At 37.0% G+C, this 20,121-nt stretch carries 20 protein-coding genes; 2 read left to right on the plus strand and 18 right to left on the minus strand.

The window, feature by feature from the left end; genetic code table 11:
* Positions 1-2 precede the first annotated feature (2 nt).
* The 6 genes from IW16_RS06290 to queG all read right to left on the minus strand — a co-directional run bounded on the left by IW16_RS06290 (position 3) and on the right by queG (position 4,762).
* Positions 3-1,043: an efflux RND transporter periplasmic adaptor subunit gene (locus IW16_RS06290; RefSeq protein WP_228376914.1), complete on the minus strand. Its 1,041-nt coding sequence runs from the start codon at positions 1,041-1,043 to the stop codon at positions 3-5.
* Positions 1,044-1,148: 105 nt separating this feature from the next.
* Positions 1,149-1,400, minus strand: a complete 252-nt coding sequence (locus IW16_RS06295; RefSeq protein WP_131327853.1) for a hypothetical protein — start codon at positions 1,398-1,400, stop codon at positions 1,149-1,151.
* A gap of 256 nt (positions 1,401-1,656) precedes the next feature.
* Positions 1,657-2,112 (minus strand): SRPBCC family protein, encoded by a 456-nt coding sequence (locus IW16_RS06300; RefSeq protein WP_034741150.1) that lies wholly within the window; start codon positions 2,110-2,112, stop codon positions 1,657-1,659.
* A 15-nt stretch (positions 2,113-2,127) separates the two neighbouring features.
* A complete protein-coding gene (locus IW16_RS06305; protein ID WP_034741153.1) occupies positions 2,128-2,775 on the minus strand; it encodes a murein L,D-transpeptidase catalytic domain-containing protein in 648 nt (215 codons plus the stop codon).
* Between the two features lie 6 nt (positions 2,776-2,781).
* Positions 2,782-3,459 carry a TIGR02117 family protein gene (locus tag IW16_RS06310; RefSeq protein WP_034742640.1) on the minus strand — a complete coding sequence of 226 codons (678 nt, stop codon included), beginning with the start codon at positions 3,457-3,459 and terminating at the stop codon, positions 2,782-2,784.
* A 364-nt stretch (positions 3,460-3,823) separates the two neighbouring features.
* Positions 3,824-4,762, minus strand: a complete 939-nt coding sequence (queG, locus tag IW16_RS06315; RefSeq protein WP_034742641.1) for a tRNA epoxyqueuosine(34) reductase QueG — start codon at positions 4,760-4,762, stop codon at positions 3,824-3,826.
* Positions 4,763-4,938: 176 nt separating this feature from the next.
* On the opposite strand from queG, the gene IW16_RS06320 reads away from it, so the two are divergent.
* Positions 4,939-5,238 (plus strand): rhodanese-like domain-containing protein, encoded by a 300-nt coding sequence (locus IW16_RS06320; RefSeq protein ID WP_034741156.1) that lies wholly within the window; start codon positions 4,939-4,941, stop codon positions 5,236-5,238.
* A gap of 26 nt (positions 5,239-5,264) precedes the next feature.
* Positions 5,265-5,882 (plus strand): HD domain-containing protein, encoded by a 618-nt coding sequence (locus tag IW16_RS06325; protein WP_034741159.1) that lies wholly within the window; start codon positions 5,265-5,267, stop codon positions 5,880-5,882.
* A gap of 630 nt (positions 5,883-6,512) precedes the next feature.
* On the opposite strand, the gene IW16_RS06335 is transcribed toward IW16_RS06325, so the two are convergent.
* The 12 genes from IW16_RS06335 to IW16_RS06390 form a co-directional block, all read right to left on the minus strand.
* Entirely contained in the window at positions 6,513-7,283 is a 771-nt protein-coding gene (locus IW16_RS06335; protein ID WP_034741165.1) for an alpha/beta fold hydrolase, read from the minus strand.
* Between the two features lie 14 nt (positions 7,284-7,297).
* Complete coding sequence (locus tag IW16_RS06340) at positions 7,298-8,242, minus strand: NAD(P)H-dependent flavin oxidoreductase (protein ID WP_034742643.1); 945 nt, start codon at positions 8,240-8,242, stop codon at positions 7,298-7,300.
* Between the two features lie 111 nt (positions 8,243-8,353).
* Complete coding sequence (locus tag IW16_RS06345) at positions 8,354-8,857, minus strand: hypothetical protein (protein ID WP_034741168.1); 504 nt, start codon at positions 8,855-8,857, stop codon at positions 8,354-8,356.
* Positions 8,858-8,941: 84 nt separating this feature from the next.
* Positions 8,942-10,306 (minus strand): peptidylprolyl isomerase, encoded by a 1,365-nt coding sequence (locus tag IW16_RS06350; RefSeq protein ID WP_034741171.1) that lies wholly within the window; start codon positions 10,304-10,306, stop codon positions 8,942-8,944.
* Positions 10,307-10,393: 87 nt separating this feature from the next.
* Positions 10,394-11,317, minus strand: coding sequence for a PfkB family carbohydrate kinase (locus tag IW16_RS06355; RefSeq protein WP_034741174.1), 924 nt, complete (start codon positions 11,315-11,317; stop codon positions 10,394-10,396).
* Positions 11,318-11,344: 27 nt separating this feature from the next.
* The gene (gene gldD, locus IW16_RS06360; RefSeq protein WP_034741178.1) at positions 11,345-11,902 is read right to left on the minus strand and encodes a gliding motility lipoprotein GldD; all 558 of its coding nucleotides are present in this window, start codon (positions 11,900-11,902) and stop codon (positions 11,345-11,347) included.
* Positions 11,903-11,946: 44 nt separating this feature from the next.
* Positions 11,947-12,981: an A/G-specific adenine glycosylase gene (gene mutY, locus IW16_RS06365; RefSeq protein ID WP_034741181.1), complete on the minus strand. Its 1,035-nt coding sequence runs from the start codon at positions 12,979-12,981 to the stop codon at positions 11,947-11,949.
* Between the two features lie 68 nt (positions 12,982-13,049).
* Positions 13,050-13,523 carry a hypothetical protein gene (locus tag IW16_RS06370; protein WP_223878131.1) on the minus strand — a complete coding sequence of 158 codons (474 nt, stop codon included), beginning with the start codon at positions 13,521-13,523 and terminating at the stop codon, positions 13,050-13,052.
* Between the two features lie 65 nt (positions 13,524-13,588).
* The gene (locus IW16_RS06375; protein WP_034741187.1) at positions 13,589-14,950 is read right to left on the minus strand and encodes a DUF5458 family protein; all 1,362 of its coding nucleotides are present in this window, start codon (positions 14,948-14,950) and stop codon (positions 13,589-13,591) included.
* A gap of 21 nt (positions 14,951-14,971) precedes the next feature.
* Positions 14,972-15,418, minus strand: coding sequence for a type VI secretion system contractile sheath small subunit (locus tag IW16_RS06380; protein ID WP_034742646.1), 447 nt, complete (start codon positions 15,416-15,418; stop codon positions 14,972-14,974).
* A 271-nt stretch (positions 15,419-15,689) separates the two neighbouring features.
* Positions 15,690-17,783, minus strand: a complete 2,094-nt coding sequence (locus tag IW16_RS06385) for a M13 family metallopeptidase (protein ID WP_034741190.1) — start codon at positions 17,781-17,783, stop codon at positions 15,690-15,692.
* A 221-nt stretch (positions 17,784-18,004) separates the two neighbouring features.
* Positions 18,005-20,062, minus strand: coding sequence for a M13 family metallopeptidase (locus tag IW16_RS06390; RefSeq protein ID WP_034741193.1), 2,058 nt, complete (start codon positions 20,060-20,062; stop codon positions 18,005-18,007).
* Between the last annotated feature and the right edge of the window lie 59 nt (positions 20,063-20,121).

Genomic DNA, 20,121 nt, shown 5'->3' on the forward strand with positions numbered 1-20,121 from the left:
GGTTAATACTTCTTTTTAATTTTGATTACATCACCGTCTTTTAAAGACTGTGTCCCTTCATAGATGATTATATCTCCTTTTTTAAGACCGCTTTCTACCAGATAAGAATCTCTTAAGGTGGCTCCGATCTTAATGGCGGTCATTTTCACTTTGTTCTGTTTATCTATGACAAACACATACGTTTTGTCCTGGATAGAGAATGTCGATTTTTGAGGAATCAGTATGGCATTGGCCTGATGCTCGGAAATAATAAGTTTTCCCGAAGTACCGTGCTTAATGAGACGGTCCGGATTCGGAAAGAGCACTTTATACCGAATGGAACCTGTCGTTCTGTCTATCTCTCCTTCCGCTGTCTTCAGTGCACCATTAAACTGGTAGTTAACGCCATTTGGAAGAGTAAGTTCTATTTTCTGATGATTTCCAATCCCGTCATTAGCCAGAAGTTCAAAATAAAGGTTTTCAGGAATCGAAAAATACGCATAGACTTCGTGCAGCTGTGATAAGGTGGTTAAAAGGGTTCCGTTTTCAACAAGGCTTCCTTCTTTATGCGGAATGACATCAATAACTCCGTCAAAAGGTGCTGTTACTCTAGTGAAACTAATTTTTTGAAGAACGGTTTTTCTTTCAGCATCGGCGAAAGCATGTTTTGCTTTGGCTGAGGAGAGTTTGGCTTTTACCATTTCCAGCTCGTTATTGGCTACAAATTTTTTTGCATGAAGACTTTGGATCTGTTTGAGCTCCACTTCTGCAACACGTACATCGGCATCAGCCTGTTTTAAAGTGGCATCAGCCTTTAAAAGTTCCATCTGAAGTTCTGCATCACTGATCTTGAAGAGTGTCTGACCATGATGCACAAACTGTCCTTCATTGACATATATATGCTGGATGATGCCTCCAATCCTTGAACGGATATCAACATTTTTCTTTGCCTGGATATCGGTTACGAACTGGTTGTTTACCAGTGTATCTTTTTCTTTGATTTCAAGTACTGGAACTTCCTTTTCGTTCGTTTTGTTTTTTTTGCTGTCTTTACTACATGACACAGCGAATAATATTGCAAGAATGCAAATTATTACGTTTTTAGAATACATCTTAAAGTGTTTAAGTTATAAAATTTCGTTAAATAAATTGAATTTCAAGAACTTAAACTAGTACAACTGAAAAAGATGGAGAAATGATTTTACGCCGCAGATGGTGGAAATAGCAATATCAGGAAGCGTAATCCTTGAAGTAATCTTAAGGACTGCTGAGAAATCTGATGCTGTATCATCATCTTTTCGGACTGAATGTTTTACGATTTTAGAAACCGAATGCAGTGCATGGGTATTCATATCCGTTTCCTCGTAGAAATCGAGAATGTGGACGTTTCCTATATTGGGTACGCAGGGAATATTTCCCATTGATTTTTCTGCCCATTTCGAATTGAAAAGGGTGAAAACCAGCATGAAATAAAAAAAGATAAATGACCTAAAACCTGCCATGTCAAATAAGAAAAACTTTGGTTTTTTAGTAAAAACGATAGTCCGGCAAAACTAGAGATTTTAGAATAAGTTCAGGAATTTTAAATGTTAAAAAAACTTAAACAATGCTTAATATCATTAAAAAAATAAAATCTCTGAAGTGTTTTAAAGACCTTACCCTATTTTAGACTTATCTTCAGCTGAACATTTTTTCAAGTACTGAATAGCGGTAATCAAAAATATGCTCCAATTTCTTTTTAACAAAAAGCGGATGGGCTATATCCCCTAAAAACCCCATCGGAAGCTCATAGTCGATGGTATCTTTCATAAGTACTCCTTTTTCATTAGGGATGAATTCATGATGGTGATGCCAAAGCTTATAGGGTCCTTTTTTCTGGAAATCTATAAAACTTTTCTGAAAATCCACTTTGATGATCTCTGTCTGCCATTTCATCTTTATTCCGAAGAGCGGCGAAACATAATAGTCGATGAGCATTCCTTCATAAATTTCGTCGTTTTCCATTGCAGTCAGCACAATGAAATTCATGTCTTTGGGTGTAATTTCTGCAAGATTACTGGCGGAGGAAAAAAAATCCCATGCGGTTTCTATGCTGCAGTTGAGCTGCTGTTCACGGAAAAGGCGGTGTTTCATAAATTGGTCTTTATATTAGTTATAAATCCACATCAAAACCGGCTTTCCAGTCTTTTGAAGCATCGGATCGATTTCTTTCAGGGCATTGTTGGAAACGGTGGGACAGCCCCATCCTTCGGGAGAGCCTTTTGGAAAGACTTCGTCATCGCTCATCCGATCCCATGAATGAAATACGATAAATCTTTTCAAAGCATTGCTGTTTGTTTCTTCCAGACCGTGCATCAGGTACTTGACATTAATTCCCCATTCACTCTGCCCTCTTCCCTGCAGTTTATATTTTCCCAAAGAGGAAAGGTGGCTCCCGTCTTCATTGCTGAACAGAGGATTGTCTTTTGAACCGTCTGCACTCCATGGATTGGAGCCGCAGCCATGACCAACGAGATATTTTTTGGCAATCGCATTCTTTTTAAAATCCCAGACAAAAAATCTTTTGATTCCGGAGTGAAGACTCATATCAATCAGAATACAAAAATCTGTGCTAAGCTTTTTTGAAACACAAAATTTTAGCGCTTCTTCAGCCTTTGCAGTGATCTCAGACAGATCTGGTTCCTGTTTTTTCTCTGTTTTTACAGTAGGTCTTAATATGACCGACCGGTTTTCCTTAACTTCCTTACTGCATGAAAATATAAGTTGAATAGCCAGAATTGCTGCAACAAGTTTCATCGGAAATTATTTGTAGTGTCTGAAAATACCAAAATCGGATGGTGTCCAAAGAGCCGCTTTCTGACCTGCTGCTTTCAGTGCATCGTTTGCCCAGGTATTACAGGTATAAAGGAAGCTGTATGTCCCTTTAGCATCATAAAATGCATCATTGACATCATACACGGCATTGGTCGGAATCACGATAAAATTCCCGTTCTGATCCCTGTCGAATTTATCTTCAACGAATTTTACGAGGTCTTTATATTGGTTTCTGCTGATCATGATCATTTTGCAATCCTCCCCTTCTTTCATGGTTTTGTAGTAAGAGCAGTGCATGGCAGAATCGCTTAACCAGAATGCAGCTTTAAAGGCTGTGGAAAATTTCAGGTCTGCCCATGTCGGTGTATCAAGATAAAATCCTTTATCACCCCAACCTATTCCCAAATAGTTATAATCTGTACTTTTAGATTTGATATTGGAGAACGGAACTTTTGCACTCCAGTCCTGAAGGTCATTTTTTACAGGCATTACAATATCGGTATGGACCCCATTGGTATAAATATAAATCGGGATCTCTTTCGGCTGACCGTCGTCATCTGCAGATACTTCTATAAGGGGCAGCACAAGTCCCAGAATAGCATAAAGGACAACAATTCCCAAAATAACTCCAATCGTTTTCAGGACATACAGCAATACAATTTTCACGCTCATGTTTTAATAAAATTTAATCGTCAATTTTACGTAAAAGTATTTGTTTTAATCGAAAAAATGATTAAATTTAGTTACGAAATATTCACAAATATGCGTAATAATGCTAAATCACAAAAAAGATTTAAAGTAAGAGTGAAAACAGCTCCAAAAAGAGTACAAAAAAAACGTTGATTTTCTGTGGGACAATAGTCTCCTGAAGGTCAATTTTTCTTTTTTGGAAGGGTTTTCAAAAGCTTCTTATTATATTAGATCTTATCCTCCTTACTACTGAAAGGTTAAGGAATGGCCAGTTATCCTCCTACATTTTGGAACCTCTCAATTCCAAATGAGGATTCGTCACCAAAAATCCCTCCTAAAACTACTCTGAAGAGCGTCCCAAAAACTCAATATTCCGCTTCAGACCTGCAAATTTTGTTCTCTTTACCGGTGATTTTCTGAAGATTTCGGAGAATATTTCCTGGGTGATTTCTTTCCACTCCTCTTTTTTGAAATTTTTCAGCGATTCATTCGGGGCAAACCTGTTCTGTCTGTTGGGAGCCGAAAACCGGTTCCATGGACATACATCCTGGCATATGTCGCAGCCAAACATCCAGTCTTCCATTCTGTCTTTAAAATAATCCGGAATGTCATTTTTGAGCTCTATAGTAGCGTAAGAGATGCAGCGGCTTCCATCAATAATCTTTTCTGAAACAATGGCATCTGTAGGACAGGCATCAATACATTTTCTACAGGTTCCGCAATGGTCTGTTGTGGCATGGTCGGCAGCCAGTTCAAGATCACAAATAATCTCAGCCAAAAAATAAAAAGAACCATTCTGCTTTGTGATGAGGTTGGCATTTTTTCCGACCCACCCTATTCCTGATTTTTTTGCCCAGCTGCGTTCCAGAATGGGTGCAGAATCCACAAAAACCCTAAATCCGAATTCGCCGATTTCCTCCTGAAGTTCCGAAACCATTTCACGGAGAATTTCTTTTACCACTTCATGATAATCCTCTGCATAGGCATATTTTGAAATCTTATAGTTCTCTAATGTAGAAATTTTTTCTTTTGGAAAGTAATTATAGGAAAGTGAAATAACAGATCTGGAACCTTCTACAAGCAGCCTTGGATCTAATCTTTTATCGAAATGGTTTTCCATGTACTTCATTTCGCCATGGTAATTATTCTTAAGCCATTTTTCGAGATTCGGAGCGTCTTCTTCCAGAAATTCAGCCTTGGAGATACCACAGCTCTGAAATCCAAAACGTTCTGCTTTGGACTTTATTAACTGAGCGTATTTTTCGGCACTGGAATTCAGAATTTTCACTTTGCAAAATTAAGATTAATTTACTAATCTTTCGCTTTTCGATGAAGGAGCTTCCCGGTCTTAATTTTTAAGAGTTTTTAGGAAAAATTTAAGTTTTGATAAAGAGTTTTTTCAGGAAAAAAAAACGTAATTTCGTTCTTATTTTTTAATCTAAATATTATACCGTTATGTCTTTAATAGAAGTAATACAATCAGGAAATTATGAATTAATTGATGTCCGCGAGCCAATGGAGCTTGAAATGGATGGAAATATAGATGGAGCCAAGAATATTCCCTTAGGTGAAGTAGAAGACAGAAAAGAAGAGATCTTATCCGTTGAAAAACCAGTGATCTTATTCTGCAGAAGTGGAAACAGAAGTGGAAAAGCTTTGGAATATCTTAATGGTCAAGGCTTAAAAGACGGTTATAACGGCGGTGGCTGGGCTGAGCTTAAAGCGGTATTGGAATCAAATCAAGGAACTTTTTAAAGTTCCTTTTTTTATGTTTACTAACTATGAATCTGCAAGAAAAATTTACTGACCTCTGTCTTCCTTTCTCTAAAGATCAAAAGCTTATCAATGGTTTCTGGAAGGAAATTGAAACAAAATATACTGAAAGAGGCAGGCATTATCATGATCTTTTCCATCTGGAAAATATGTTTCTGGAACTGGAAAACGTGAAAAATAAAATTACAGATTTCAATTCAGTTTCGTTTTCTGTTTTTTATCACGATATTATTTATGATGCCACTTCAAAATCTAATGAAGAGAAAAGTGCATTATGTGCAGCCGACAGGCTTCACAAGCTAAATTTAGATGAGGATTTGATTTCAAAAATAAATACACAGATATTGGCAACAAAATCCCATCAAAAATCCGAGGATACAGATACTGATTATCTTTTGGATGCAGACCTTTCTATTCTTGGAAAAGATCTGCCCGTGTATATGGAGTACACCCGGAAGATCCGAAAGGAATATGCTATTTATCCTGATCTTCTGTATAAGCCGGGAAGAAAAAAGGTACTCAGACATTTTCTGGAGCTTGATACTATTTTTAAAACCGAAGACTTTAGAAATAAATATGAGCTGAAAGCAAGGGAGAATATGACAACTGAACTTCAGATTCTATAATGTCTCACATCAAAAGAGATGTGGCAGAACCACATCTCACTCATGAAAAAAAATCTATTTCAAACACAACTACAGCACATTTCATTAAATAATAGCAAAAATATTTCGCAACCTTTTGTCTTCTTTCATCATATTCAATTTTTAGAATCGCTCTGCATTGTTTGATATTTTAAAAATAAGAATAATCACCTCCCTTTGCGGTGATTTTGTTTGTAAATTGTATGCTGTTTTAGTGTATTCAAACCGGAACTTTGCGTTCCGCATATCACTAATGTAAAGAATAAATTGTTTTAAAAAGAATGCAATTCTTGTTGTAAATTTTATCAGCGAATATAAATTGTCCGTTATAATATTTCTGTCAAAATCTGTACAGGTATGAAACATTTCTCCATGCAAATAGGGTAAAAATGTGTTTTTAAAAATTCAGGAATTTGTATGCTAAACCGACTCTGTTAAAATATGTACGATCTGTACACATAAATCTCAAAAATCTGATTATTTACAAATTAAAAAAATCCCGTGATCCGATCTATATCTATTTTTTAAGCTATCATTATTTCAGAAACCGGACGTTTGAAAATAAAAAAGCACCCTTAATAATAAGGGTGCCGGATGTTCATTCTATTCGAACTATCCATATCTTTTAATAAATTCTGATGTCTTATTGAGGACAAGTTCAGGAACTTCTTTGTGAGGGGTGTGTCCAATTCCAGGGATTATATATTTTTCGGAGTATCCGCTTACCTGTGCAACGGTTTTCTCAACCTGGTCTAAAGTTCCGTATTCATCGGCATCTCCCTGAACAAAAAGCAGCGGACATTGGATGTTTTTTAGAAGATATTCTATATTCCAGCTTCTGTAATCTTCCCTTGTCCAGGTTTCTGTCCACGCTTTGAAAAGCACTTCTACCTTATCTCCATGATACTTTTGCAAACGTTCTGCCAGATTGGTTGTCCTGTAGGCCTCCCATGCGTCATAAACACCTTTTAATGTAGTTTCCTCTACAAAAATATGTCCGGCTTCGCAGATCACCGCTTGAACTCTTTCCGGATATTTGGAGGCTGTGATCAGAGCGATAGTCCCACCGTCACTATGTCCGAATAAAATGGCATTATTGATATTGAGCTCAGTAAGCAGATCATTGAGTATATCAGCTTCCTGTTCCATATAATTAACCGCCCGTTCATGGGTAAACATAGGAGCGGACTTTCCGTAACCCAACCTGTCATATACCAGAATACTGCAGCCTGTAAGCTGTGACAGTTTTATCGGAAAATCTCTCCAAAGCTGTGTACAGCCTAAGGAATCATGAAGAAAAACAATAACAGATTTTTCATGCAATGAGTTATTATATTCTGTATAAAGTTTCTGTCCTACTACTTCAATTATTCTCTCTTCCATTATTCACATTACACTTATAATACGGGTACTTCAGTTTCTTCGAATTCTCTTAACAAATTGCTGAAAACAGTTTCTACCGGCAATACATCATTAATCAAAGCTGAAACCTGTCCGATTTCTAATTCGCCATCTTCCATATCGCCTTCAAACATTCCGCGTTTTGCTCTGGCACGTCCTAATGAAGCTATTAAAGCCTCTTTGTTTCTTCCAGCCTGATAGATGTCTTCCAATTCCCCAAAGAATTTGTTTTTAACCATCCTTACGGGGGCAAGTTCTTTTAAAGTAAGGTGGGTATCCCCTTCATTAAGTTCTGTAATTTTCTTTTTCCAGTTGTCATGAGCACTTGCCTCGATGGTAGCGGCAAAGCGTGAGCCGATCTGCACACCATCAGCCCCTAAGATCATGGCTGCCTTTATCTGTGATCCCAGTGCAATTCCTCCTGCAGCAATCAATGGCCTGGAAATATGTTTTTTCACATTCGGGATCAAACAAAACGTAGTGGTCTCATCTCTTCCATTATGTCCTCCTGCTTCAAAACCTTCTGCTACAACAGCATCTACACCGGCTTCTTCACATTTTACGGCAAACTTGGTAGAAGAAACCACGTGAGCCACTTTTATTCCTTCTTTCTGAAGAGTTTCGGTATAGGTTTTGGGATTTCCAGCGGAGGTAAACACAATCTTTACACCTTCTTCCAGAATAATTTGAATAATTTCTTCCAGGTTGGGATACAGCATAGGTACATTAACACCAAAAGGTTTATCTGTAGCCAGTTTACATTTCTGAATATTCTCTCTCAGGATGTCAGGATACATACTTCCTGCTCCTATAATTCCTAATCCTCCACAGTTAGAAACCGCAGAAGCCAGCTTCCATCCTGAATGCCAGATCATTCCGGCCTGAATAATAGGATATTGTATTTTAAAAAGCTCTGTAATTCTATTTTGACCTGTCTTCATTTCGTGAAGTTTTTTTGCTGAATTGAAATCTATAAAATTGCTCATGCGTAAAAATACTAAAAACAGGGGTTTTCAGTGATTAAAAATTGGGTAAAAATTTTTTGATGTTAACTATGGCTTCAATTGATAATTACTCAGGACCTGATCAATCACCGGGCTTATCCTTAAAAATTGATCTGCCAAACTGTGAATGTCATTCTTAATATGATCAGGATTTAATGTAAGCCAGCCCTGCATTAAGGTCAGTGGTCCATATTGTATATCCACATTTTCCCAATTTTTACGATGCTTTTCAAATTGTGTTCTGAATTCTTCAGCAAAACTTCGGCTGGATATTTTATACCCTTTCAGATTCCTTAATTTTAAGGCATGAATATTATAATATAATTTTTCTTCTTTAATTGCTTTCTCATTAACCCAAACTGAAAAAAAAATTCTTCCGGAAGCATCTACTGGCGATCCGGCATTACTTGACCATTCCGGTTTATAGATTTTTAATGCAACCGATTCAAGAATGGTTTCTACAGATAGCGTAAGCCCTGCATCTTTAAACTCTCTTCCTGAAATTGCATCTACAGCTTCCTGAAATTTTTGCTTATAAAATGACTCATCCATTGTTATAATTTTTATATTCTAAATATAAAGCTTTAAGCCAACTCACAGACAAAAAAAACCTTCAGAAATCTGAAGGTTTTATACTTATTTTTTGATCGAATCTTTTTTCCAGTTGGCTTTGAACTTACAGTTATCATAGCGTCCGTCTATCGATATAAAGGTTGTCGGTAATTTAGAGTTGACAAACTTTTCAATCATTTCATTTCGCTTTTTGTTGAGCGCCATCTGCTTGATTCTGTTAAAATCTGTTTCCAGTGTAATCTGGTGAGCAGGAATTACATCTTCCTGTTTGATGATTTTAACGACTTTTCTTTTATTCTCTTCGTCTTCGAAAGGTGCGGTAATATCTCCTTTGTTCAGACCAGCCAGTTCATAGCTGATTGTTCCTGGAATACTTTCTCTTTCAATTTTATCAGAACCGTCTGCTCCCGGAATAATTCCTGCATTGAACTTGGTTCTTTTATCATCTGAAAATTTAAATGCAGCATCTTTAAACGTTATCTTCCCGGCCGTGATAAGACCTTTAATACTGTCTAATTTTACTTTTGCTGTTTTAATTTCGTCTTCTGTAGGAGTAGCTTTTAACAGGATGTGTCTTGCATCATATACTTTCCCTGATTTTTTAATCAGCTGTACAATATGATATCCAAATTCAGATTCAATAGGATCTGAGATTTCATTTTCCTGAAGATTTAAAGCAGCAGCCTCAAATGGTTTTACCATCTGCCCTTTTGCAATATTCTTATACAGTCCTCCGTTCGCAGCAGATCCTTCATCTTCAGAATAAATTCTTGCCTGACTCTCAAAAGTTTCCCCTCCTGCAATATCCTGCTTTATTTTCTTTAATCTTTTGATAAGATCCTCTTTGTGAGCTTCTGTCAGCTTTGGATACATCATGATCTGAGCCAGAGAAATCTCATCTTTTACTTCCGGAAGCTGCATTTTGTAAAGGTTAAAGAAATCGGTAACCTCATTTGGTGTTACGTCAGCTTTTTCAGTAATACGCTGATATTTAGCCTGGCCATAATACTGGTCTACATCTATCTTTTCGATAGCGTTTTTCATTTCGTATCCGTTTCTGAATTTGTATGCGGTAAGCATTGTTTTTTCGTCCGGGAATTGGGAAAGTAACTGACGGTATTTTGCATTGGCCTGCTCCTTAATAGCAGCAGAACGGTTTTCGATTAATGTATCTTTTTTTGCTTCGTATACAAGAAGTTTGTTGCTGATCAGGTTTTCAAGGAACTCACATTTGTCCGTGTCAGAAGCTCCCTGCTGTTTGGCATAGTTCATCTGCTCGTTCACATCTGATTCCAAAACAATTTCATCACCGATAACAGCAGCAATACCATCCACTAGTTCTCCCGGTTTTAGCTGAGCATTCATGTTTGAAGAGAATATCATCATGAAAATCCCAAGAAGAAAAGTGATTTTTAGTTTATTTGTCATTTTACTATTTTAAACAAGTTGCAAATTTAGAATTCTTAACGAATTAGTCTAAATTTTTTATTATAAATATTTCTTAAAAAGACTTATTTATTGCAGTTCGATATCGAATGTCGTTAATTCTTTGAATTGTCTCAATCTCTCGAACATATCAGATTCTTTTACTTCTTCAATTCTTTCTGTTCCGAATTTTTCAACAGTGAAAGAAGCCATTGCAGAACCAACGATTAAAGCAGACTTCATTGTTTCGAAATCGACCTTCCCTTTTTTAGCAAGATAAGCTGCAAAACCTCCTGCAAAAGTATCTCCAGCTCCGGTAGGATCGAAAACATCTTCCAGTGGAAGTGCAGGTATAGCGAATACTTTATTGTCGTGGAAAAGTAAAGCACCATGCTCTCCTTTCTTAATGATAACATAGTCAGGACCCATTGTGTGGATCTTTTTTGCTGCTTTTACCAGAGAGTATTCTCCTGAAAGCTGTCTTGCCTCTTCATCGTTAATCGTAATAACATCGGTTTTGGCAATCATTTCCATAAGAATATCCCAAGCTGAATCCATCCAGAAGTTCATGGTATCAAGGATAACCAATTTAGGACGGTTGTTCATTTTTTCCAATACGGATAACTGAACGCCTGGGTGTAGGTTTCCAAGCAAAAGAATTTCTGCATCCTGCATTGAATCCGGAATTTTAGGATCAAAATTCTCAAGAACATTTACTTCTGTAACCAAAGTATCTCTGGTGTTCAGATCATTATGATATTTTCCTGACCAAAAGAATGTTTTTCCTTCTTTTACGATTTCAATTCCTTCAATATTTACTTCTCTGTCTGTGAACATATCAAGGTGCTCCTGTGGGAAATCTCCTCCAACAACAGAAACAATACCAGATTTAACGCCTAAAATTGATGAAGTGATTCCGATATAAGTGGCTGCTCCTCCTAAAATTTTATCAGTTTTACCAAATGGTGTTTCGATTGCATCAAATGCAACGCTTCCTACAACTAAAAGTTTCATATATTTTTCAATGTATTTTAAAGTAAATTAATTTTTCCACTCAAAAGTGTCCAGCATATGCTTCATATCATTTTTGATATAGTTCACTGCCGGTGCCAGAGAATCCGGCTTGGGTCTTGTATTAAAGTATAAATAAGCAGTGACGAAATGTTTCGTACTGTCTGTAATGTAGAATTGGAGATTGGAAGCACTCTGTCCCTTCAGTTCATAGAAATTCCCGTATACTTTTTTATCGGGATACTCAAATGACTTGGTATCGATAGAACTGGCTTTTATAGTATGCTCATAGACCATTTTTTCAGTTTCTTTGATATGGTCTGCAAAATCATTCTGTATGGGATAATACGTCACAAAGAGCTTTGCTTTCATTTTTGGATAATTCAGATAAAACCAACATGGCTTTTTGGCATTGGAAATGGATGCAAAATCTGAATATTCAAAAGTATAGGCGCAGCTATTTTCAAATTTCTGATATTTAGGTGCCGGATATTCCAAACGGAGTTCACCATAAGGTTTTGGAACATGATCTTTTCCGCAGGAAATCAAAAGCAGTGACACAAAAATAAAAATGACGTTTTTTATCATTTTGCAAAAGTACAAATTAGATTTTAGATTTGAGGAGACAAATTTCAGTCTTTCAGATAGTTTTGGATGTAGTTTTCCAATGGCTTGGGAAAAGATTTGTCGTGTGATGCCTCAAAGTCTGTAATGATGTACTGATTTTGCGCCGTAAAACGGCTCCAGACGTCTTCTGACTCCACATCAACGTTTGAAATTTCAATAGTCAGATTCTTATGGGTAAGCTTATGCTTAATTGTTCTGACATTCCTGATAAACGGCTCCAGTTCTGTAGAAATGGATACAGGAAATTCAAATAATTTTTTCCAGATGAAATCATCTTTTCTTTGCTGGATCAAAAACTGACCGTTTCTGTGTACGAAATAATATTTCAAAGCGAGATCTTCTGCCTTGACTTTTTTTGTTTTGACAGGATAATCGGATGTTTTTTCCAGAGAAAATGCGAGGCAGTCATCATTTACTGGACATTCACCGCATAGCGGATTTTTAGGCTTACAGATTTCAGATCCCAGATCCATCATAGCCTGATTAAAGTCACCCACATTTTCAGGCATGACCAAAGCAGCAAGTTGGGAGAAATAGGAAAAGGCTCTTGAATTGGAAATATCGAAGTCATCTGCAAAAATACGGCTTAAAACCCTGTAAAAATTACCGTCAACAGCTGGCATTTTACCTTCAAAGCAAATGCTTGAAACTGCGGCAGCCGTATACTTGCCTACTCCTTTTAATTTTAATATTTCGTCGTAGTCAGCAGGAAAAACACCTTGATAGTCATTGATGATCTGTTGTGAGGCTTTATGGATATTAATAGCTCTTGAATAATACCCCAATCCTTTCCAATAAAGGAGTACTTCATTTTCTTCAGCTTCCGCCAGAGTTTTTACATCCGGGAATCTTTTAATAAAGTTATTATAGTGATTCAGTCCCTGACTGATTCTTGTCTGCTGAAAAACAATTTCGCAGATCCAGATTTTATAAGGGTCTTTCGTCTGTCTGAAAGGCAGATCTCTTGCATTTTTTCCGTACCAGTTCAGTAATTTATTTCCAATATGGAGAAAATCTGAGCTTTTATTATCTATTTCCAAAAACCTTTGTCTGTTTAAAATGATTTCCGGGATGATAAGACTTCATTTCCCGTCATGCAAAGATAAAATTATTTATCCTTTTTAACGGAGTATACCGGAGCTGTTTTCAGCCACTGATACTTCAGATTTCTGTCGGCCGCGATAAAACGATATCCCTCAAGCTTTTTCAGATAAAGATAGATGGAGTCGCTTTTAAGCTTAAGTCTCTGATCAGAAAGAAACATAAACGGGTAATCTACTATTGAGTCTCTTACGGTTTTCATTACTTTACCTGATCTTACTTTATACAGGAAGAACGTTTTTCCCCTTCCTTTTGAACTATCGGCCAGCTTTACACCTGAGCTTGCTATCACCAGCTCACTTCCGTCAAAGCATTCTTCTTCATTCATTATATATGCTTTTCCTTTCTTGTGCTCGTCTTTAAAAAGATCTACTGCATAATGATCTGGTGCCTGATATTTTTTTTCACATCCCGATAATACAATCAGCAGAAATAAAGGCAGGAAGAAGCTTACACTTTTTTTGATTACATTAATTTTCATATGAATTGGCAGTAAAAAACCGATGTGAAAATGCATCGGTTTTTATATTTAAAATTAGATTATTATTATTCCTGAGTATATTGTGCATCCCATTCGTTACCATCATCTCCTTTGTGTCCGTCTAATTTAATAACGAAACTTTTTGTAGGGAAATAAGGGGTCATACGGATATCAAGCCATACTCTGTCTTTGTTTACTCTGTCCTGTTCGAAACGAACGATTTTGAACTTTTCAATAAGTTTATCCGGGCCTTTGATATTATCAAGGAATGTTACGATCTGTCTTCTAAGATCATCTTCATTCTTAGCATTCCAGTTTTCGAAAGCTCTTCTGTTCAGGAAGTCCAGTAAAACCTTAGTTACATAGTCGAATACACGTACTACTGAATAAGTCTGAAGTCCAATATTATCACCGGTAAACAGTGTTTTCGCAGAGAATGCCATGATCTTTCCGTATTCGTTAACCATCGGAACAAGACCCATTTTTTCTAACTGAGAAATTTCGCTTTTCTTCAATTCGAATTTTACAGCATCCACTTCGTTGATATTACCGTGCTTTTTCCCTGCTGCTACCTGAGACATCAGAGTTTTGTGGATTTTACCTGCTAATGAAGTTGAAGGTGGAAGCTCTACGTTCTCTTCTTCTCCTACTTCTTCGGCTCTTCCTCTACCTACAAGCCAGTTACATGTCATGATTACGTTACTTCTGTGAAGTTCCCCTCCTGTAAGATTGGCTGAATGGAATAGGTCTACTACATCATCCGGCTTATCAAGGTTGGCAAAATCGGTAACCATCATTACTTTATTTTCGTTACAGATTTTAGCCCATTTTTCAATGACTTTATTGGATCCTAAATATCCCGGAATAGCCAGAATAGAATAGTTGTCTCTAAGATCTAAACGGTCGTAATAATTTTTGAATTCGTCAGAAATAGCATCAATGAATAAAGGATTATCCAAATCTGAAACCTGTTCAAGACTTGCATTGACAATGCTTACGTTATCCACTTTATCCAATTCTGTGTTTTTGTAGAATTGAGCTACGGTTCTGTAGTTTGTTTCTAACAGACGTACCGCATCAAGGGTATTTTTTAAATTGGTCTTTAAGTTCTGATCAGCTGCCTGCGCTTTAGTTTTGCAGGTATCCGCCATTTTATCTGCAGATTCATTTCCTTCCAAAAGACTCACCCAAAGGTTTATTTTTTGAAGAAGTTCTTTTCTTTCATCTGTTTTATTGCTGTCGGTCAGGAAAATTTCTTTCCTGGCTTTTCTAGTCGGGTTCATATTGGCGATACCGTCTACAACGGATTCAACAAAGCCAAAACCTCCCATTTTATTAAGCTCTGCAAGCGGGTTACCTTTCGGCTGACCTGAGTGTTGCTGCTGACCCTGCTGTTGGCTTTCTTGTGCCTGTAATTTGCTATCCATGATTTGATTTAGTGTAAATAATTATTTTTCAAGTTCTTGTGCCACATCTTTTAATACTTCGATGAACGCAGCTCTGGTCTGGTCATTCTCAAGCATATTACGCAGAATTTTGTTGGTTTTCAGTTGACGTACGATTTTATTGTACTGCTCCTGCTCCATACTAAGCTGCTGTAAATAGTCTGATTTCTGAGTAAGATTTTTAGGTGTGAAGTCTGCAAGATTCTGAAAACGGAATTCTTCTTCTACGATACTTCCCTCGTCTGTTTCGTGCTGTACAGCTACAGAAGGTTGAAAATGCCTGAAGACGTCGTCCACTGACTTTAATCCTGTTATAATTTCAGGGGTATAAGATTCTTCTGTCGTAAGCTGGCTTACTATCAGTGATTTGTTTTCCTGTATTTCCTGAATAGCTTCATTAGCGTCAACTTTTACTTCGTTCCCGCCAACACCATAATTAAACATTGCCATATTATTATTATTTTGAGATTTCTGATTTTGGTTTGGATCTGTCTTTGAGTAATTTACCGATGTATCAAATAAATTACCAATCCAATGTTTAAATTTAAAAAAAAACTGTAACATACAAAATTTTGTCAAGATTTTTCTTGAAATATTTAATTTAACCCATAATACATGTCTCGTAAAATCATGACTTTACGATGTCACTAAACTATGAAAAAATAAATAAAAAACGCATCATTTCTGATGCGTTTTTCTTTTCTAACAATTTTTGGTTATTCTACCAAATTTTTATCCTGTCCTTGGGCTCTTTGTACATTTTGTCCCCAGGTTTTATATCAAATGCTTTACTGAATGCATCCTGATTAACCAGCGGACCGAATGCCCTAAACACTCCGGGAGAGTGCGGATCCGTCTTCACCTGGTTGATCATATACTGATCTGTAGATTTCGTTCTCCATACTGTTGCCCAGCTCATAAAGAATCTCTGATCCTGGGTAAATCCGCTGATTTTTCCCGGATTTCCTTTATCTTTCAGATACATCTGTAGAGCATCATAAGCTACAGCTACCCCACCAAGGTCTCCGATATTTTCACCGCTTGTAAATTTACCATTCACAAAACTTCCTTTTACCGGTTCGTAAGCACTGTACTGAGCAGCCAGCTGTCCTACTTTTGCATCAAAATTCTTACGGTCTTCATCTGTCCACCAGTTGTTAAGGTTTCCATCTCCGTCAAAACGTGAACCACTGTCATCAAATCCATGAGATATCTCGTGTCCGATCACAGCTCCGATACCTCCAAAATTTACAGCTGCATCTGCTTTAGGATTGTAAAAAGGAGGCTGAAGTATAGCTGCAGGGAATACGATTTCGTTATTAGAACCGCTATAGTAAGCGTTTACAGTCTGAGGAGTCATTCCCCATTCTGATTTATCAACTGGTTTTCCTACTTTATCAAGGTTTTTCTGATACTGCCATGCTGCTACATTCTGAAGGTTGGAATACAGGGTTGCTCCTTCTTTTGGAGATCCTACTTTTAACAGAGTATAATCTTTCCATTTGTCAGGATATGCAATTTTAACTGTAAATTTAGAAAGCTTTTCCTGGGCTTTCACTTTAGTAGCAGGAGACATCCAGTCCATATCACTGATATGCTGTTTGAATGATTTTAAAATATAGTCAATATAGGTCTCCATCTGAGCTTTAGCTTCAGGTGTAAAATATTTCTCAACATATAATTTACCGAAAGCCTCGCCAAGAACACCATTTACAAGCGTAAGTCCTCTTTTGTTCATTGGACGCTGTTCTTTCTGACCCTGAAGATATTTCGAATAAAAATCAAATCTGATCTGCTCAAGATTGTCATCCAGATTACTGGCATTCCCATTAATTAAATGATATTTTAAATAATCTTTCAGAAGCGGAAGATTTTTTTCGGTCACAAACTGGTCCATATTCTGGTAATATTTCAGTTCGCCTATGATCACTTTATCTGTATTTACACCTGCATCTTTAAGATATTTAGCCAAATTAACATTTTTAACCAATCCTGAAAGTTCAGTTACATTTTTAGGATTGTATCTTAAATTGGCATCTCTGTTCTGCTCAAGTGTCAATAGGTAATTGGCAAGCTGTTTTTCAAATGTTACCACATTCTGTGCAGCCTGTGCAGCATTTTTATTTCCTAAAACTCCGAATAATTTCCCTACATAAGTCTGGTATTCTGCCAGTGTTTTAGTATTGGCTTCATTTACTTTCTGATAATAATCTCTTCCCAGTCCCAGATCAGGTCCACCAAGATACACCGCATTCATTTTAGAATTCTTCATATCTGCGCCTACTCTCCATCCATAAAAAGAATTATCACCTAATTGGGTTGCTTCCAGAAGATATTTCTGCAGATCATTAAGATTTTTGATTCCGTCAATTTTTGCTAAATCACCTTTAATAGGTGCCAGCCCCTCAGCATTTCTTTTGCTTACATCCATAAAAGATGCATAGAGATTCTGGATTTTCTGACCTTCAGAACCCTGAGCATACGATTCTGATAAGATTTTGTTCAAAATATCCAAAGAGGAATCATCCACATTCTCTCTTAAAGCATTGAAAGATCCCCAACTGGCTTTATCTGAAGGGATCTGGGTAGTTTTGACCCAATTTCCGTTCACGAAGCTAAAAAAGTCATCCTGCGGGCGAATATTCTTATCCATATATGATAAATTGATCCCCTCTTCTTTTACTTCTTTCACTGGTTCTGCGACAGCAACTTCAGTTTCAGTTTTGGTTTCTGTACTTACAGTTTTAGCCGTTCCGCATGAGTTCAAAAATACAATGCCGGAAAGGGCAAGTATTCCAATATTTAGCTTTTTCATTAAAAAAATTTTGATTGTATACAAACTTATCAAATATACAAACTTTAACAATACGAGATACAGGATACGAGATTCCAATTGCTGGGTTTAGATTTGAGTGTTTATGAATATCTGAGCTAAAATATTCTTCTTCAAAACCCGTATCTCAAAACCTCATCCACACTATCTAAAAAACAAAAAACCGTTCATTGCTGAACGGTTTTACTATTTTTTGGCAGTTATTACCAGATTTTGATTCTTTCTTCAGGAGTTTTGTATAATTTATCTCCTTTCTTCACATCAAATGCTTTATAGAAAGCATCAACGTTGATTAATGGACCAAAGCTTCTGAAATATCCCGGAGAGTGCGGGTCAGTTTTCACCTGGTTCACCATATATTTCTCGCTGGATAAAGTTCTCCAAACCGTTGCCCAGCTCAGGAAGAATCTTTGATCCTGAGTGAATCCGCTGATTTTCCCAGGATTTCCTTTATCTTTTAAGTACATCTGAAGAGCATCGTAAGCGATGTTTACCCCTCCTAAGTCAGCGATATTTTCACCGTTGGTAAATGTACCGTTTACGAAAGTCCCTTTTACCGGCTCATATTTGTCATACTGAGCAGCAAGAGCTTTTGTTGCTTTCTCGAAGTTTGCTTTATCTTCAGGAGTCCACCAATCTACAAGGTTTCCGTCTGCATCAAACTGAGCTCCTGAATCATCAAATCCATGGCTCATTTCGTGACCGATAACAGCACCAATTCCTCCGAAATTAACCGCAGCATCAGCATTAGGATTGAAGAATGGCGGCTGAAGGATTGCAGCAGGGAATACGATTTCGTTGTTTACCGGATTGTAGTAAGCATTTACCGTTTGTGGTGTCATACCCCATTCCGTTTTGTCTACAGCCTTACCGATTTTTGCTAAATCTTTGTTATACTGCCACTCACTGATGTTCTGAAGGTTTTTATATAAAGTTCCGCCTTTAGCTTCAGGAATGATTTCTAATTTAGAATAATCTTTCCATTTGTCAGGATATGCAACTTTTACAGTGAATTTATTCAGTTTGGTTGTTGCTTTTTCCTTCGTTACAGAAGACATCCAAGCCAGGTTATTGATGTGAACCGCAAAGCTTTTCTTTAAATAGTCGATCAGTTCAACCATCTGCGCTTTTGCTTCAGCCGGGAAGTATTTTTCAACGTACAGTTTTCCAAATGCCTCACCAAGAGAACCATTGATAAGCTCGAACCCTCTTTTGTTCAATGCTCTCTGCTCCTGCTGACCTCTTAGATATTTGCCATAGAAATCAAATCTGGTATTCCCCAGTTTCTCACTTAAGTAAGAAGCACTTCCGTGAATCATATGGAATTTTAAATAATCCTTGATTACAGGAAGATTCTGAGCATTTACCAGTTTATCAAAGTTCTTATAATAACCGATTTCTCCGATGATCACTTTATCAGTATTCACCCCTACTTTTTTAAGATAAGCAGGAATATCTACCCCTTTTACCAATGTTGAAAGTTCAGCCATTGTTCTTGGGTTGTACTGAAGCGTATTGTCACGGCTCTGCTCGTTAGTAAGATAAGTCTGTGCAATACTTTTTTCGTAGTCTACAATTCCTTTTGCAGCAGCATCAGCATTTTTATATCCTAATTCTTTAAGCATTGAAGCTACATACTTCTGATATTCAGCGATAGCCTCAGTGTTTTTTTCGTTTACTTTCTGATAGTAATCTCTTCCTAAACCTAAAGAAGCATTCCCTAAGTAAACAGCATTCATTTTAGAATCTTTAAGATCTGCATCAATACCCCATCCGTATAAAGTGTTTTCGCCATCTTTAGTTACAGAGATCAGATAGTTCTGAAGGTCAGCAAGACTTTTGATCGCATCAATTTTATTCAGGTTTGCCTGGATAGGTTTGATACCGTCTGCATTTCTCTTCTCCATATTCATGTATGAAGCATACAGGTCCTGAATTTTTTTTCCCTCGCTTCCGTCTGCAAATTTATCTTTCAGAAGAGAGTTCAAAATCGTCATTGAGTTGTTGTCTGTATCTTCAGCCAGTTTGTTGAAGCTTCCCCAGGTCGGTTTGTCAGACGGAATTTTGGCTGTTTTCATCCAAGTTCCGCTTACGTAGTTATAAAAATCATCCTGCGGACGTACAGAAGTATCCATAAGGCTAATATCAAGGCCTTTATCTGTGCTGTTAACTGCTGTTTTTACTGTTTTTGCCTGTCCGTTCACTGTATTAAGTGAGCAAACTCCTGCCAATAAAAACAAAGAAAGCGTTAGTTTTTTCATTATGATAGCAATTTTATATAATATGTCTCTTCTTTTTATAATTTGTTACTTTTTATAAA

It is taken from the genome of Chryseobacterium vrystaatense (assembly GCF_000737765.1).
GTDB classification, from domain to species: Bacteria; Bacteroidota; Bacteroidia; order Flavobacteriales; family Weeksellaceae; genus Chryseobacterium; species Chryseobacterium vrystaatense.

Coding starts and splice junctions, on each gene's coding strand:
- IW16_RS06300 (WP_034741150.1), bottom strand. CDS start 2,112: ATGAAACACCGCCTTTTCCGTGAACAGCAGCTCAACTGCAGCATAGAA.
- IW16_RS06350 (WP_034741171.1), bottom strand. CDS start 10,306: ATGACAAATAAACTAAAAATCACTTTTCTTCTTGGGATTTTCATGATG.
- IW16_RS06355 (WP_034741174.1), bottom strand. CDS start 11,317: ATGAAACTTTTAGTTGTAGGAAGCGTTGCATTTGATGCAATCGAAACA.
- IW16_RS06335 (WP_034741165.1), bottom strand. CDS start 7,283: ATGGAAGAGAGAATAATTGAAGTAGTAGGACAGAAACTTTATACAGAA.
- IW16_RS06345 (WP_034741168.1), bottom strand. CDS start 8,857: ATGGATGAGTCATTTTATAAGCAAAAATTTCAGGAAGCTGTAGATGCA.
- IW16_RS06370 (WP_223878131.1), bottom strand. CDS start 13,523: ATGAAAATTAATGTAATCAAAAAAAGTGTAAGCTTCTTCCTGCCTTTA.
- IW16_RS06320 (WP_034741156.1), top strand. CDS start 4,939: ATGTCTTTAATAGAAGTAATACAATCAGGAAATTATGAATTAATTGAT.
- IW16_RS06325 (WP_034741159.1), top strand. CDS start 5,265: ATGAATCTGCAAGAAAAATTTACTGACCTCTGTCTTCCTTTCTCTAAA.
- IW16_RS06390 (WP_034741193.1), bottom strand. CDS start 20,062: ATGAAAAAACTAACGCTTTCTTTGTTTTTATTGGCAGGAGTTTGCTCA.
- gldD (WP_034741178.1), bottom strand. CDS start 11,902: ATGATAAAAAACGTCATTTTTATTTTTGTGTCACTGCTTTTGATTTCC.
- IW16_RS06295 (WP_131327853.1), bottom strand. CDS start 1,400: ATGGGAAATATTCCCTGCGTACCCAATATAGGAAACGTCCACATTCTC.
- IW16_RS06340 (WP_034742643.1), bottom strand. CDS start 8,242: ATGAAGACAGGTCAAAATAGAATTACAGAGCTTTTTAAAATACAATAT.
- IW16_RS06375 (WP_034741187.1), bottom strand. CDS start 14,950: ATGGATAGCAAATTACAGGCACAAGAAAGCCAACAGCAGGGTCAGCAG.
- IW16_RS06380 (WP_034742646.1), bottom strand. CDS start 15,418: ATGGCAATGTTTAATTATGGTGTTGGCGGGAACGAAGTAAAAGTTGAC.
- IW16_RS06305 (WP_034741153.1), bottom strand. CDS start 2,775: ATGAAACTTGTTGCAGCAATTCTGGCTATTCAACTTATATTTTCATGC.
- IW16_RS06385 (WP_034741190.1), bottom strand. CDS start 17,783: ATGAAAAAGCTAAATATTGGAATACTTGCCCTTTCCGGCATTGTATTT.